This window comes from Streptococcus sanguinis, from assembly GCF_050234405.1.
GTDB classification, from domain to species: domain Bacteria; phylum Bacillota; class Bacilli; order Lactobacillales; family Streptococcaceae; genus Streptococcus; species Streptococcus sanguinis_W.
The window spans coordinates 527,511-543,032 of record NZ_CP092117.1; the positions used below are offsets into that span (position 1 = coordinate 527,511).

At 44.0% G+C, this 15,522-nt stretch carries 14 protein-coding genes, 1 tRNA gene and 1 rRNA gene; 14 read left to right on the forward strand and 2 right to left on the reverse strand.

Going from position 1 to position 15,522, the window contains the following annotated elements:
* Nucleotides 1-21 precede the first annotated feature (21 nt).
* The 9 genes from fmt to MFP28_RS02690 all read left to right on the forward strand — a co-directional run bounded on the left by fmt (nt 22) and on the right by MFP28_RS02690 (nt 9,019).
* Nucleotides 22-957 carry a methionyl-tRNA formyltransferase gene (fmt, locus tag MFP28_RS02650; protein WP_032916217.1) on the forward strand — a complete coding sequence of 312 codons (936 nt, stop codon included), beginning with the start codon at nt 22-24 and terminating at the stop codon, nt 955-957.
* On the forward strand, nt 947-2,263 hold the full coding sequence (gene rsmB, locus MFP28_RS02655; protein WP_002908172.1) for a 16S rRNA (cytosine(967)-C(5))-methyltransferase RsmB: 1,317 nt from the start codon (nt 947-949) through the stop codon (nt 2,261-2,263). The genes fmt and rsmB overlap by 11 nt, the downstream gene beginning before the upstream one ends.
* A gap of 18 nt (nt 2,264-2,281) precedes the next feature.
* On the forward strand, nt 2,282-3,022 hold the full coding sequence (locus MFP28_RS02660) for a Stp1/IreP family PP2C-type Ser/Thr phosphatase (RefSeq protein WP_002908173.1): 741 nt from the start codon (nt 2,282-2,284) through the stop codon (nt 3,020-3,022).
* Entirely contained in the window at nt 3,019-4,872 is a 1,854-nt protein-coding gene (gene pknB, locus MFP28_RS02665; protein ID WP_002908174.1) for a Stk1 family PASTA domain-containing Ser/Thr kinase, read from the forward strand. Before MFP28_RS02660 ends, pknB begins: the two co-directional genes overlap by 4 nt.
* 145 nt (nt 4,873-5,017) lie before the next feature.
* Nucleotides 5,018-5,713, forward strand: a complete 696-nt coding sequence (gene liaF, locus MFP28_RS02670; protein WP_002893496.1) for a cell wall-active antibiotics response protein LiaF — start codon at nt 5,018-5,020, stop codon at nt 5,711-5,713.
* Nucleotides 5,710-6,606, forward strand: a complete 897-nt coding sequence (locus tag MFP28_RS02675; RefSeq protein WP_002908175.1) for a sensor histidine kinase — start codon at nt 5,710-5,712, stop codon at nt 6,604-6,606. Before liaF ends, MFP28_RS02675 begins: the two co-directional genes overlap by 4 nt.
* Entirely contained in the window at nt 6,584-7,216 is a 633-nt protein-coding gene (locus MFP28_RS02680) for a response regulator transcription factor (RefSeq protein WP_223331434.1), read from the forward strand. The genes MFP28_RS02675 and MFP28_RS02680 overlap by 23 nt, the downstream gene beginning before the upstream one ends.
* 40 nt (nt 7,217-7,256) lie before the next feature.
* Entirely contained in the window at nt 7,257-8,657 is a 1,401-nt protein-coding gene (locus tag MFP28_RS02685) for a bifunctional Cof-type HAD-IIB family hydrolase/peptidylprolyl isomerase (RefSeq protein WP_032916322.1), read from the forward strand.
* A complete protein-coding gene (locus MFP28_RS02690) occupies nt 8,657-9,019 on the forward strand; it encodes a S1 RNA-binding domain-containing protein (RefSeq protein ID WP_002901252.1) in 363 nt (120 codons plus the stop codon). Before MFP28_RS02685 ends, MFP28_RS02690 begins: the two co-directional genes overlap by 1 nt.
* A 104-nt stretch (nt 9,020-9,123) precedes the next feature.
* Here MFP28_RS02690 and cysK read toward each other — a convergent pair whose 3' ends face one another.
* Nucleotides 9,124-10,053 (reverse strand): cysteine synthase A, encoded by a 930-nt coding sequence (gene cysK, locus MFP28_RS02695; protein ID WP_002908179.1) that lies wholly within the window; start codon nt 10,051-10,053, stop codon nt 9,124-9,126.
* A gap of 100 nt (nt 10,054-10,153) precedes the next feature.
* On the reverse strand, nt 10,154-10,786 hold the full coding sequence (locus MFP28_RS02700; protein WP_002908181.1) for a YigZ family protein: 633 nt from the start codon (nt 10,784-10,786) through the stop codon (nt 10,154-10,156).
* A gap of 55 nt (nt 10,787-10,841) precedes the next feature.
* Between MFP28_RS02700 and MFP28_RS02705 the strand changes: the two genes are divergently transcribed.
* From MFP28_RS02705 to MFP28_RS02725, 5 genes are all read left to right on the forward strand, one after another.
* Nucleotides 10,842-12,140, forward strand: coding sequence for a DEAD/DEAH box helicase (locus MFP28_RS02705; RefSeq protein WP_002908182.1), 1,299 nt, complete (start codon nt 10,842-10,844; stop codon nt 12,138-12,140).
* Nucleotides 12,137-12,802 carry a ComF family protein gene (locus MFP28_RS02710; RefSeq protein ID WP_002896976.1) on the forward strand — a complete coding sequence of 222 codons (666 nt, stop codon included), beginning with the start codon at nt 12,137-12,139 and terminating at the stop codon, nt 12,800-12,802. Before MFP28_RS02705 ends, MFP28_RS02710 begins: the two co-directional genes overlap by 4 nt.
* A gap of 81 nt (nt 12,803-12,883) precedes the next feature.
* Nucleotides 12,884-13,426, forward strand: coding sequence for a ribosome hibernation-promoting factor, HPF/YfiA family (hpf, locus tag MFP28_RS02715; RefSeq protein ID WP_002903257.1), 543 nt, complete (start codon nt 12,884-12,886; stop codon nt 13,424-13,426).
* A 335-nt stretch (nt 13,427-13,761) separates the two neighbouring features.
* A 16S ribosomal RNA gene (locus MFP28_RS02720) occupies nt 13,762-15,309 on the forward strand.
* A gap of 64 nt (nt 15,310-15,373) precedes the next feature.
* Nucleotides 15,374-15,446, forward strand: a tRNA-Ala gene (locus tag MFP28_RS02725).
* Nucleotides 15,447-15,522 lie beyond the last annotated feature (76 nt).

Sequence of the window (15,522 nt, forward strand, 5' to 3'; positions counted from 1 at the left end):
AGAAGGAATCAATAGTTGAAAATGATGAAAATAATATTTATGGGAACACCGGACTTCTCAGCGACTGTCCTAAAAGGGCTGCTGGACAGCGGTCAATATGAAGTGTTAGCAGTGGTAACGCAGCCGGACCGTGCCGTCGGTCGAAAAAGAGAGATTTGCATGACTCCAGTAAAAGAGCTGGCCTTGGAATACGGGCTGCAAGTTTATCAACCGGAGAAGCTGGCTCAAAGCTCGGATTTAGAGGAGTTGATGAACTTAGAAGCAGACGGTATTGTCACAGCTGCTTTTGGGCAGTTTTTACCTAGCCGCTTGCTAGACAGTGTTGACTTTGCGGTGAATGTTCATGCCTCCTTGTTGCCTAAATACCGAGGTGGAGCTCCCATTCACTATGCTCTGATCAATGGAGATGAGCAAGCGGGTGTTACGATTATGGAAATGGTCAAGGAAATGGATGCTGGAGACATGATAGCCAGCAAGGCGACGCCGATTGAAGAGACTGACAATGTCGGAACTCTCTTTGAAAAATTGGCGCTTATCGGTCGAGACCTGTTATTGGATGTTCTGCCAGCTTATAGGGCAGGGCAGATTATCCCTCAGCCGCAGGATCCTAGCCAGGTCACTTTCTCTCCGAATATCAGTCCAGAAGAAGAGCGGATAGACTGGAGCAAAACAAACCGCCAAATTTTCAATCAAATTCGCGGCATGTATCCTTGGCCAGTAGCTCATACCTTGCTGCAGGGGCAACGCTTTAAGATTTACGAAGCAGATATGGCGTCTGGCGACGGTCAGCCTGGACAGATATTGTCTATTAGTAAAAAAGAGCTGGTGGTCGCAGCTGGTCAGGGAGCTCTCTCGCTGAAGACAGTTCAGCCTGCTGGCAAGCCCAAGATGGCTATCGTTGATTTTTTGAATGGACTGGGCCGCAGCCTGTCCCTAGGAGATACTTTTGGAAAGTAAGCATAAAACGGCCCGTTGGCAGGCCTTGGAAATTTTGGAAGAAGTTTTTGAAGAAGGAGCCTATTCCAATATCGCCTTAAACCGAGCTCTGAGTCAAAGTCCGCTGAGTCAAGCAGATAAAGGTCTGGTAACAGAGCTGGTTTACGGCACAGTTGCTCGGAAAATCACTCTGGAATGGTATCTATCCCATCTGATTGAGGATAGGGACAAATTAGATAACTGGCTCTACATTCTGCTTATGCTCAGTCTGTACCAGATGCTCTATCTGGACAAAATCCCTCAGCATGCAACTGTTCATGAGGCTGTTGAAATTGCGAAAATCCGTAAACGCGGCAGTGAGAAATTTATCAATGCCTTGTTACGTAGGATTGAGCGTGAGGGTGTAGCTGATTTTAAAACAATCAAGCGCAAAAACAAGCGCTATTCGATTCAGTATTCTCTGCCGGTCTGGCTGGTCAAAGACCTGATAGAAGAGTATGGCGAAGAAAGAGCTCTAGCTATCTTTGCCAGTCTCTTTGTTCGTAGTAAGGCCAGCATTCGCGTGACGGATATGTCGCGAAAGGCAGAGTTTCGTCAGCTTTTAGGGGCTGAGAACTCGCTTTTATCTCCGTCAGCCTTGGTTAAAAGACAGGGGCATTTTGCTGGGCATCAGCTCTTTGAAAGCGGAGCGATTACGATTCAGGATGAGTCTAGCCAGCTTGTTGCTCCAACTCTGGACATCGAAGGAGAGGAGGAGATTTTGGATGCCTGCAGTGCACCGGGGGGCAAGACTGTTCACATGGCTTCCTATCTGACGAGCGGCCACATTACAGCCTTGGACCTCTACGATCATAAGTTAGAGCTCGTAGAAGAAAATGCAGAAAGAGTGGGCTTGGCAGATAAAATCACAACTAAAAAGCTGGACGCGACCAAGGTATTTGAGACTTTTGGCCCAGATGCTTTCGATAAAATCCTGGTGGACGCTCCTTGCTCAGGTATTGGCTTAATTCGCCGCAAACCGGATATAAAATATAATAAAGAAAATGCAGATTTTGAGAATTTACAAAAAATTCAGCTGGATATACTAGACAGCGTTTGTCAAAGTCTACGTAAAGGTGGTATAATAGCTTATAGTACTTGCACGATTATGGCCAAAGAGAATTTTGAGGTTGTCGAGAAATTTCTGGCCAGTCATCCGAACTTTGAGCAAGTCTTATTAGACCATGAAAGAAAAGATATCGTCAAAGACGGCTGTATCTTAATTACGCCGGAATTATATGAAAGCGACGGATTTTTTATCAGTCAATTTAGGAAGATATCGGAATAAGAGGAGGAAACTGACAGTATGGAAATTTCATTATTAACAGATGTTGGTCAAAAGCGTACAAATAACCAAGATTATGCCAATCTTTTTGTGAATCGGGCTGGCAAGACCCTAATCATCTTGGCAGATGGTATGGGCGGTCACAGAGCTGGAAACATTGCCAGCGAAATGGCTGTGACAGACTTAGGAGCTGCCTGGGTTGATACACAGATTGATTCGGTGAATCAGGTGCGTGAATGGTTTGCGGAGCACTTGGAAGAGGAAAATCAGCGCATTCATCAATTTGGTCAAGATGAAGAATACAAGGGCATGGGAACGACTTTGGAAGCCTTGGCTATTATTGATAATCAAGCCATCTATGCCCATATCGGTGATTCTCGCATCGGTTTGATCCGTGGTGATGAATACCGTCAGCTGACTAATGATCACTCGCTTGTTAATGCTTTATTGAAAGCTGGACAGATTACTCCAGAAGAAGCAGAGCGTCATCCGCAGAAGAATATCATTACCCAGTCTATTGGTCAAAAAGACGAAGTACAGCCTGACTATGGCATGATTACCTTGGAAGATGGTGACTACCTTCTGCTTAATAGTGACGGTCTGACCAATATGATTTCAGACAGTGAAATTTGTGACATTGTCACCAGCGACATCAGCCTGTCTGAAAAAACTGGAACCTTAATTCGCTTTGCCAACAATGCTGGAGGGCTGGATAACATCACAGTTGCTCTGGTTCGCTTTGACAAGGAGGATAAGGCATGATTCAAATCGGCAAAATCTTTGCCGGGCGATATAAAATCATCAAGCAGATTGGCCGCGGAGGCATGGCAGATGTCTATTTGGCCAAGGACTTGATTTTGGATGGTGAGGAAGTTGCGGTAAAGGTTCTTAGGACCAATTACCAGACAGATCCTATCGCTGTCGCGCGTTTCCAGCGGGAAGCCAAGGCGATGGCTGACTTGGACCATCCGCACATCGTTCGGATTACTGATATTGGGGAAGAAGATGGCCAGCAGTATCTGGCTATGGAATACGTGGCAGGTCTTGACCTCAAGCGCTATATCAAAGAGAATTCTCCGATTTCAAATGAAGAAGCAGTCAGAATCATGGGACAAATCTTGCTGGCAATGCGCTTAGCGCATACACGCGGTATTGTCCATCGTGACCTGAAACCACAAAATGTCCTCTTGACCCCAGATGGCAATGCCAAGGTAACAGACTTTGGGATTGCGGTGGCCTTTGCGGAGACAAGTCTGACTCAGACTAACTCAATGCTGGGCTCGGTTCATTATCTATCGCCTGAGCAGGCGCGTGGTTCTAAAGCAACTGTTCAGAGTGACATTTATGCGATGGGGATTATTTTTTATGAGATGTTGACAGGTCATATCCCTTATGATGGGGATAGTGCCGTTACGATTGCCCTTCAGCATTTCCAAAAGCCGCTGCCATCCATCATTTCTGAAAATCCTAATGTTCCTCAGGCCTTGGAAAATGTCGTCATTAAGGCAACAGCCAAAAAACTGACGGATCGTTATCAGTCAGTTGCAGAGATGTATGTTGACTTGTCCAGCAGCTTATCTTATGAGCGTCGCAATGAAAAGAAATTAGTTTTTGATGATGTAGCGAAAGCAGACACCAAGACCTTACCAAAAATCTCACCTGTACCGCAGCCAGCAGTTCCACCTGTTAAGCCAACTCCAGCTAAAACGGAATCGGATGAAGTTAAGGAAGAGACAGCTGATACGGTTAAGAAAGTTCCAAAGAAACGTCGTTTGAGAACGCGTTACAAGGTGCTTTTCTTTGCAGTCCTATTGGTTTTGGCAGCTTTTGTTGTCCTTCTCTATAACAGCCCGTCCAATACCAGCGTGCCAGATGTTTCTGGTCAGACTGTAGCAGAGGCTCGTTCCGCTATTGAAGCTAAGAAGCTGGTTGTTGGAGAGGAAAAGGAAGAATACAGCGACAATGTCGAATCTGGTAAAGTCATTAAAACCGATCCACAGGCCAACAGTCAGCGCCGCGAAGGCAGCAAAATTGACCTGATTATCTCCAAGGGACCAAAGACCTTTGTGATGGAAGATTATGTCGGTCAAGCAAAATCGGCCGTAGTTGAAAATCTGAAAACAAACTATAATGTTTCTGAGAAATTGATTGAGATTGTTGAGGAGGAATCGGATGAGTACGAGCCAGGTCAGGTCATTCGCCAGTCACCGGCAGCTGGTTCGACCTATGATTTGACTTCTAATCATAAGATCAAGCTGACAGTGGCCAAAGAAGTAACTAGTGTGTCCATGCCTGACTTTGGCAGCATGCAGTACACCTACGCCAATGCTCGTTCTTACTTGATTCAAATGGGAATTTCTTCTTCCCGAATTGAACGAGTTGTTGACCGTTCGGTCACTTCTACTCAGGCTGATTTGGTGACTTCTCAGTCACCAGCGGCAGGTCAGACAATTGACCTCAAGTCTAATGAAAAAATCACTCTTTACGTGACAGAAGCAACGACACCATCATCATCTAGCTCGTCATCTTCGTCGTCTAGTAGCAGCTCAAAGAGCAGCTCATCGTCTGAAGATAGTGGGCATGGAACTAATTCCAGCTCATCTGATGGTTGATTAATAAACCATCCATTTTAAGTTTTTCAGCTTAAAACGGATGGTTTTTTCTTTTTTGCTGGACAAATTTCCCTATTTCATGCCTTGGACGGAGGATTTTTGGCCTAATTTTGTTAAAATAGGAAGGTAGAGAAAGGAAAAGGCTATGTGGAAGGTTCAATTATTTGTCTTTGTTGAAACAGTCTTACTATCCATGGCATTGGTGACCATGTTGGCAGCTGATTTTTCACGTGTTGTCATTATCTTGGTCCTTTTTTTGCTGTTGCTCTATTATTACTTCGGCAAGCAAAAAGGGAATTTTCTGCTGGTCGCTTCCATGATTATGCTGTTTTTCATTATTATGCTCAATCCCTATGTCATTGCTGCCCTTTTATTCGCGCTGGTTTATGGAATGATTGTGGCCTACCCTTATATCTATAAGGAAAATCAAGAAACCCATCTCGTTTACGAAGAAGATGTGGAAATTCAGAGTGAGAAGAATCGCTGGTTGGGGGACCTGCAGCATTTTTCTAAGGACAGCTGTCAATTTCACGACATCAATCTCTTGCGCATTGTTGGGAAAGACACCATTCATTTGGAAGACGTGATTTTGGTTAACCATGATAACGTCATTGTCATTCGAAAAGGTTTTGGTGATACCAAGATTATTGTGCCACTGGATGTGGAAATTCAGCTGCAAATCAATACTCTTTACGGGGAGCTGAACTTTCTGCATCATCCATCTCGCAAACTGCGCAATGAAACCATTTCGCTGACGACACCAGACTACAAGCGGGCCAATAAGACAGTGAAGATTGTTCTCGTCAGCTTCTTAGGAAATGTGGAGGTTGTCAGAAAGTGAAGAAATCAAATTATTTTCTCATTCTCCTCTATACTTTCTTTGTTTTATTTATCATTTTCCACTATATTTTCAATATTTTTGATTTCACTTGGCAGGAGCTCTTTAATGATTTGGAGCTGTTGCAGTCTTTTGTGTTCTTTGTTGTGATTATCGGTTTATCACTGACCATTCTGATTGTGATTGCGGCCCGCTTAATCCAATATCTATCGGTAGCCCATGTGCAAAAAAATCTTCGGTCTTTGCTGGATGGACGGAGACTGGAGCCGACAGACCAACCCGAGTTGGATAGCTCTCTGCATCAGCTCGAGAGAAGGCTGCATCGTTTGACAGAGAATCTCCAAAAGTCTGAAAATCAAACCCTGCAGACAGAAGAAAAAATTATCGAAAAAGAACGGCGGCGGATTGCCGATATTCTGGACACAGCCCAGAAGGATTTGCGGATTCTCCTGCTTCATTTGCGACCTACAGAGTTGGAAAATAAGACTCTGGTCGAAGGTATGGATGTGATTATCAAGGAGCTGACTGATAAAAGCGACATTGATGTTCATTTCAATCATCAGGTTGGGCATCTACCTAAACAGATGGAGGAGCATGTCTTCAGAATCATGCAGGAAATTATCAACAACACACTGCGGCATGCCCAGGCCAGTCGGTTGGATATTTACCTCTATCAGGCACCTAATGAGCTTAAAATCAAGGTATCTGATAATGGCATTGGTTTTGATCCGCTGGCCCAGGATGAACTCAGCTACGGCTTGAAAAATATGGAAGACCGTGTACGGGATATGGCGGGCACTTTTAAGCTTTTGACAGCCCCCAGAAAAGGTCTTTCTATTGAAATCACAATACCTTTACTAGAAGGAGAAAATCATGAAGATATTGTTAGTGGATGACCATCAGATGGTCAGATTGGGATTGAAAAGTTATCTGGAACTGCAAGAGGATATAGCAGAGGTATCCGAAGCAGTCAATGGCAAAGAAGGTGTGGAGAAGGCTTTGGCAAGTCGTCCGGATGTGATTATCATGGATATTGTCATGCCTGAGATGAATGGGATTGAAGCGACACTGGCCATTTTAAAAGAGTGGCCGGAAGCAAAGATTCTGATTTTGACTTCTTATCTGGATAATGAAAAAATTTATCCTGTTCTGGATGCAGGCGCTCATGGATATATGCTTAAGACTTCCAGCGCTGAAGAAATTCTCCGTGCTATCAAAAAAGTGGCCAAGGGAGAATTTGCCATTGAAACAGAGGTCAGCAAGAAAGTAGAGTATCATCGTAACCATATTGAGCTCCATGAGGATTTGACAGCTCGCGAGCGTGATATTTTGGGGCTTTTAGCCAAGGGGTATGAGAATCAACGGATTGCGGATGAGCTCTTCATTTCCCTCAAAACGGTCAAGACTCATGTCTCCAATATCCTGTCCAAATTGGAGGTGAGCGACCGCACTCAGGCAGTTGTTTATGCTTTTCAGCACCATCTTGTCCCACAAGAAGACTTTTAATGGTATAATAGAAAAGATTAAAGATTGGACAAAAGAAGACATGGACGTAAAATTAAAGTATAAGGCAAAAAAGATAAAAATTGTCTTTTTCGATATAGATGATACCCTACGAGTCAAGGATACGGGCTTTATCCCAGATTCTATTCAGACAGTTTTCAAGCAGTTGAAGGACAAAGGGATTTTGACAGGTATTGCGTCTGGTCGAGGAATGTTTGGTGTCGTGCCGGAATTGAGAGCTTTGCAGCCAGACTTTTTCGTTACACTGAACGGAGCCTATGTCGAGGACAGCAAAGGGAAGGTGATTTCTCAGACGGTTATCCCGTCCGATAGAGTGACATCCTATATTGCTTGGGCTCAGGAGGAAGGAATTGAATATGGTCTGGTTGGTAGCCATGGAGCAGCCTTGTCCAATCGAAATTCTCTGATTTCAGAGGCTATTGATGTGGTTTATCCAGATTTGCCTGTTGATCCAGACTTTCATTTAGACAAGGATATTTATCAGCTTTGGACCTTTGAAGATAGAGGAGATAGCCTGCAGCTGCCAGAGGCGTTAGCGGAGCATCTGCGTTTGGTTCGCTGGCATCCTCATTCGTCAGATGTCGTTCCGACAGAAGGTTCCAAGGCAGCCGGAGTTTCCAAGGTTGTCGAGCATCTGGGCTTGAAACCTGAAAATGTCATGGTTTTTGGCGACGGGCTCAATGATCTGGAATTGTTTGACTATGCCGGAATTGGCATTGCCATGGGTGTTTCCCATGAAGAACTGCGAAAAAGAGCAGATTATATTACAAAAACAGTAGAAGAAGACGGTATTTTTGCCGCTTTAGAGGAGTTAGGTATGGTAGAAAAAGAATTACATTTTCCACAAGTAGAACTTGCAGCAGCAGAAGGTCCAAAAGCGACTATCAAGACTAATCATGGGGACATGACAGTTCAGCTGTTTCCAGAACAGGCACCAAAAACAGTCGCTAACTTTATTGCCCTTGCTAAAGATGGTTATTATGACGGTGTGATTTTCCACCGCATTATTCAGGACTTTATGATTCAGGGCGGAGATCCAACTGGTACTGGTATGGGTGGTCAATCTATTTATGGCGAGAAATTTGAAGATGAGTTTTCACCTGAACTGTACAATATTCGTGGGGCTCTTTCTATGGCAAACGCTGGGCCAAATACTAACGGCAGTCAATTCTTCATTGTTCAAAATAAAAATCTACCTTATTCGGCTAAGGAGTTGAGCCGCGGCGGTTGGCCTGAAGCTATCGCTGAAGTCTATGCCAGTCAGGGAGGAACACCGCATTTGGATCGGCGCCACACTGTCTTTGGTCAGCTGGCTGATGAAGCGTCCTACCACGTTTTGGACAAGATTGCAGCTGTTGAAACGGGTGCTATGGACAAGCCTGTGGAAGATGTTGTGATTGAGGCGATTGAGGTAGAAGACTGATGAAAATCGGTGATAAATTAAAAGGCAAAATCACAGGGATTCAGCCTTATGGAGCTTTTGTTGAGCTGGAAAATGGAACAATTGGTCTGATTCATATCTCAGAAATTCGTCCGGGTTATATTGAAAATATCCATGATAGTGTAAAGATTGGCCAGCAAGTCTTGGTACAGGTTGTGGACTATGATGAATTTTCTGGGAAGTCCAGTCTGTCCATGCGGACCCTAGAAGAAGAAAAGCACCGCCTCCCTAGACGCCACCGCTTTTCAAATGATCGCTGTAAAATTGGTTTTGAGCCTTTAGGCAGACAGCTGCCTATCTGGATCAAAGAGGCAAAAAAATTCTTAAAAGAAGAAAAAGTTTAAAAAATATCCTGTTCCATAAGAGAACAGGATATTTTGCTTGGATAGAATTGCTATTCAATTCATAGCCGATTGCTAAGTTGAAATGGACATGTTTTCAAAAAATACTAAGCATCAAATTCGTAGAGAGCGGTAGACAGGTAGCGTTCGCCGTTATCAGGAGCCAGAGCAAGGACTTTTTTGCCAGCTCCTAGTTTTTTCGCTACTTTAATAGCTGCGAAAATAGCAGCGGCAGATGAAATCCCCACTAGGAAGCCTTCATGACCGCCAATATAGCGTCCGAATTCCAGTGCTTGATCAGAAGTTACGCGGACAATACCGTTGTAGGCTTCTGTATCCAAGGTCTCTGGAATGAATCCAGCTGAAAGTCCTTGGATTTTGTGAGGGCCTGGCTTCTCACCAGAAAGGATAGCAGATTCGTCTGCTTCAACTGCGTAGATTTGGATGTCCGGATTAACTTTTTTGAGAGCGTGAGATACACCGGAAATAGTTCCGCCAGTTCCGACACCGCCAACAAAAGCGTCCAGTCCAGTTTCACCGAAAGCAGCAATAATTTCTGCTCCTGTTGTTCGTTCGTGAACCTCTGGATTGGCCGGATTGTTAAATTGCAGTGGCAGCCAGCCATTTCGTTCTTGTGCGATTTCTTGTGCTTTTGCAATGGCACCTTTCATTCCTTCGCTACCTGGAGTCAAGACTAACTCAGCACCATAAGCTTGGATAATCTTGCGGCGTTCCACACTCATGGTTTCTGGCATAACAATGACAACCTTGTAGCCTTTGGCTGCTCCAACCCATGAAAGGCCAATACCAGTATTTCCGCTGGTTGCTTCAACGATGGTATCGCCAGGCTTAATAAGGCCATCGCGCTCAGCCGCCTCAATCATGCTGAGAGCAATCCGGTCTTTAACAGACGAACCAGGATTGAAAGCCTCTAACTTCACATAAACCTCAGCAGCTCCTTCTGGAACCAAGTTGTTCAATTTGACGATGGGAGTTTGCCCAATTAGTTCTGTAATGTTTTGATAAATACGTGACATAGAATACATACCTCAATATAATTTAATAGAATTAGTATAAAATGAAATAAGAGCTTTGTAAAATATAAAAAAGCTATGAGAGCCATAGCTTTTCTTTATGTCAAAGCGTCAAGGGAACTTCTACTTGGCGCAGTCCTTGATCCATTATCCCCAATTTGCCCTTAAAAAACTCAGTCAGTTTATCTTTGAGCAGTTCTCTTTCACCTTTGTCAACGAAAAGAAGAGTGGAGACAGTATCTGTAAATTCAGTATCGTATTCAGAAAGATTTTCCGCCTTGAGAAAATTCGTAAAATCCTGATATTGGCTGTAAGACAGTTTTAGGCGCAGGCCGGCCTGTTCTTTTATTTCAACCAGTCCAATCTCCTTAATAGCTAGAGCAACACTGCCGGCATAAGCTCGAATTAGACCGCCGGCTCCTAGCTTAATGCCGCCAAAATAGCGAGTAACCACAACGCAAAGATTGGTCAAATTGTGCTTTTCTAGAACTCCCAGCATAGGAACTCCGGCTGTTCCGCTGGGCTCCCCATCATCACTGGTCCGCTTAATATCGCTCTTTTCTCCAATGATAAAAGCAGAGCAGTTATGAGTAGCCTTGTAATGTTCCTTTTTTATAGCCGCGATAAAAGCGCGAGCTTCTTCCTCGGAGTAAACTCGTTTTACATGGCAGATAAAGCGGGATTTTTTAATTTCCTCTTGAACCATACCATCTTCTTTAATTGTCTTAAATTCCATAACTATATTTTACAAGAAAATATGAATTTTGCCAAAAAATTACGAATAAATAAGTATGTTAGAGTTACAAGATTGTTTAGGACGGATATTTACAGAAAATCAGTTAGAGCCTAGCTTGCGAGCAAAAGCAAAAGAAATTCCCAGTATCCGAGAAGAAAAAGGCAAGCTCCGCTGTGGACGCTGCAACAGCTTGATTGAACGAGAAAATCAACTGCCTGTTGGAGCTTATTATTGCAGAGAATGCTTAATCTTGGGTCGGGTACGGAGTGACCAAAAACTCTACTATTTTCCCCAAGAGGATTTTCCTAAGAATCAGGTGCTTAAATGGCAGGGGCAACTGACAGAGTTTCAGGGGAAGGTCTCCAAAGGCTTGCTTGATGCCTTAGAGAAAAGACAGAATACGTTAGTGCATGCTGTTACTGGCGCTGGAAAAACAGAAATGATTTACCAAGTGCTTGCAAGAGTTATTGATAGAGGAGGTTCTGTCTGTTTGGCCAGTCCGCGGATTGATGTTTGTTTAGAGCTTTATCGGCGCCTTAAAGAAGATTTTTCTTGTGAAATAGCCCTTCTGCATGGGGAGTCAGAAGCTTATTTTCGCAGTCCCTTGGTGATTGCCACTACTCACCAGCTCTTAAAATTTTATAAAGCATTTGATTTGTTGATTGTGGACGAGGTAGACGCCTTTCCTTATGTGGATAATCCCATACTGTATCACGCTGTAGAGCGTTCAGTTAAAGAGGATGCTACAACTATTTTTCTGACAGCCACTTCCACAGATGAACTGGATAAAAGAGTTCAAAAAGGCCAGTTGAAACGCCTGAGTCTTCCCAGAAGATTTCATGGTAATCCCTTGACCATCCCTCAGAAAGTTTGGTTATCTGATTTTCAAAATTATCTTCAGAAGAAGAAAATAGCACCTAAACTTTTGAACTATATACAAAAACAGAGAAAGACTCAATTTCCTCTCTTAATATTTGCTGCAGAAATTCAAAGAGGAGAGGATTTTGCTCAGGCTTTGCAGATTGCTCTGCCGGATGAAAAGCTGGCTTTTGTCGCCTCCACAACAGAAAATCGTCTAGAGATTGTCGAGCAGTTTCGTCGCAAGGAGATCACTATTTTGGTGACAACGACTATCTTAGAGCGTGGGGTAACCTTTCCTGGTGTAGATGTTTTTGTCTTGGAAGCCAATCATCGCCTGTTCAGTCGTAGTGCTCTGGTTCAGATTTCAGGCCGAGTTGGCCGTAGTATGGATAGACCGACTGGACAGTTGCTATTTTTTCATGATGGGACTACCCTTGCTATGGAAAAGGCAATTCGGGAAATGAGGGATATGAATAAAGAGGCAGGATTATGACAGAGTGTCTTTTATGCAAGGAGCAAATTGAGGAGAAAGGCAGTTTTTTACAGCTTTTTCTATTAAAAGGAGAAGGACCAAGCTGCTGCTCAACTTGCTATCAAAAATTTGAATGCATATCTGAAGAGCATTGCCCTCAATGTTTTCGCAACAGGCAATCAGATTTATGCACAGATTGTCAAAAATGGGAGAAAGAGGGGAATCAAGTCCAGCATCAGTCACTATTTACCTATAATGAAGCAATGAAGAATTATTTCAGTCAATACAAGTTTCAGGGAGACTATGTATTGCGCTTTGTATTTGCAAAAGCAGCTAAAAAAGCAGTCAAAATGTTTAGAGAGCATACCATTGTTCCGATTCCAGTCAGTATCGAAAAATTTCAAGTGAGAGGTTTTAATCAAGTGCAGGGGATTTTAGATGCTGCAAACTTGTCATATAGAAATATCTTGGAGAAAAAAGACACCCTGGCACAGTCGAGTAAGACACGTGAGGAGCGTCTGCAGACGCAGCAGGCTTTTAAAATTAAGAATGGAGTTGATTTACCAGATAAAATTTTGCTGGTTGATGATATTTATACGACTGGAAAAACCTTGCAATTGGCTAAGCAAATCTTGCTGGAAGCAGGAGTGAAAGAAATTTTGACATTTTCAATCGCAAGATAAGAAAAAATTTGCAAAAAAAGAATGAAAGCGTTATAATGATATTATAAATAAAACATTTATGTTTAGAAAGAAGGTACTTATATGCTTAAATATAGTATCCGTGGTGAAAACCTAGAAGTAACAGATGCTCTCCGTGACTACGTAGTTTCTAAACTTGAGAAGATTGAGAAGTATTTCCAAGCAGAGCAAGAACTTGATGCGCGTGTGAACCTCAAGGTTTACCGTGAAAAAACTGCGAAAGTGGAAGTAACAATTCCGCTAGGCTCCATCACTCTTCGTGCAGAAGATATCTCTCAGGACATGTATGGATCAATTGATTTGGTCACAGATAAGATTGAGCGCCAAATCCGTAAAAATAAGACCAAGATTGAAAGAAAGAATCGCAATAAGGTTGCTACAAGCCAGCTTTTCACAGATTCCTTTGCTGAAGAAGCAGAAGAAGTTCCGTCAAAAGTTGTCCGTTCAAAACACATAGATTTGAAGCCGATGGACTTGGAAGAAGCGATTCTGCAGATGGATTTATTGGGTCATGATTTCTTCATATATTCCGATGCTGAGGACAGCAGCACAAATGTTATATATCGTCGCGAGGATGGAGATATTGGCCTTTTAGAGGTTAAATAAAGTAAGAAAAGAGGGTTGAGAGCAGTTTTCTCAACCTTTTTAGATTATAGAAAGTCATACACTCAGGTGACATAAACCAGCTTCCTGCTCACAAAGAAATTAACTTTATACTTAGAACTGAAAAATAAACTTTTAAAAAAATAAAAAAAGATCAAAAAAGGTATTGACAGTTGGTAGGTATAGGTGATATACTAATATAGTTGTCGCGAAAGACAAAGCCCTTTGAAAACTGAACAAGACGAACCAAGTGCAGGGTGACATAGAGATATGTAACCTGTCAAAAAAACGAGAAAATAAATCTGTCAGTGGACAGTAATGAGTGCGAACTCAAACTTTTTAATGAGAGTTTGATCCTGGCTCAGGACGAACGCTGGCGGCGTGCCTAATACATGCAAGTAGAACGCTGAAGAGAGGAGCTTGCTCTTCTTGGATGAGTTGCGAACGGGTGAGTAACGCGTAGGTAACCTGCCTGGTAGCGGGGGATAACTATTGGAAACGATAGCTAATACCGCATGATATTAATTATCGCATGATAATTAATTGAAAGATGCAATTGCATCACTACCAGATGGACCTGCGTTGTATTAGCTAGTTGGTGAGGTAACGGCTCACCAAGGCGACGATACATAGCCGACCTGAGAGGGTGATCGGCCACACTGGGACTGAGACACGGCCCAGACTCCTACGGGAGGCAGCAGTAGGGAATCTTCGGCAATGGGGGGAACCCTGACCGAGCAACGCCGCGTGAGTGAAGAAGGTTTTCGGATCGTAAAGCTCTGTTGTAAGAGAAGAACGGGTGTGAGAGTGGAAAGTTCACACTGTGACGGTATCTTACCAGAAAGGGACGGCTAACTACGTGCCAGCAGCCGCGGTAATACGTAGGTCCCGAGCGTTGTCCGGATTTATTGGGCGTAAAGCGAGCGCAGGCGGTTAGATAAGTCTGAAGTTAAAGGCTGTGGCTTAACCATAGTATGCTTTGGAAACTGTTTAACTTGAGTGCAGAAGGGGAGAGTGGAATTCCATGTGTAGCGGTGAAATGCGTAGATATATGGAGGAACACCGGTGGCGAAAGCGGCTCTCTGGTCTGTAACTGACGCTGAGGCTCGAAAGCGTGGGGAGCAAACAGGATTAGATACCCTGGTAGTCCACGCCGTAAACGATGAGTGCTAGGTGTTAGGCCCTTTCCGGGGCTTAGTGCCGCAGCTAACGCATTAAGCACTCCGCCTGGGGAGTACGACCGCAAGGTTGAAACTCAAAGGAATTGACGGGGGCCCGCACAAGCGGTGGAGCATGTGGTTTAATTCGAAGCAACGCGAAGAACCTTACCAGGTCTTGACATCCCTCTGACCGCTCTAGAGATAGAGTTTTCCTTCGGGACAGAGGTGACAGGTGGTGCATGGTTGTCGTCAGCTCGTGTCGTGAGATGTTGGGTTAAGTCCCGCAACGAGCGCAACCCCTATTGTTAGTTGCCATCATTGAGTTGGGCACTCTAGCGAGACTGCCGGTAATAAACCGGAGGAAGGTGGGGATGACGTCAAATCATCATGCCCCTTATGACCTGGGCTACACACGTGCTACAATGGCTGGTACAACGAGTCGCAAGCCGGTGACGGCAAGCTAATCTCTGAAAGCCAGTCTCAGTTCGGATTGTAGGCTGCAACTCGCCTACATGAAGTCGGAATCGCTAGTAATCGCGGATCAGCACGCCGCGGTGAATACGTTCCCGGGCCTTGTACACACCGCCCGTCACACCACGAGAGTTTGTAACACCCGAAGTCGGTGAGGTAACCGTAAGGAGCCAGCCGCCTAAGGTGGGATAGATGATTGGGGTGAAGTCGTAACAAGGTAGCCGTATCGGAAGGTGCGGCTGGATCACCTCCTTTCTAAGGAGTCCGTAAGGACACACGGAATGCACTTGAGTCTTGTTTAGTTTTGAGAGGGCTATGTGGGGCCTTAGCTCAGCTGGGAGAGCGCCTGCTTTGCACGCAGGAGGTCAGCGGTTCGATCCCGCTAGGCTCCATTATCTAGTTTGACTAGATAAAGAACTTGTCCATTGAAAATTGAATACCGATATCAAATAGTAACAAGAAAATAAA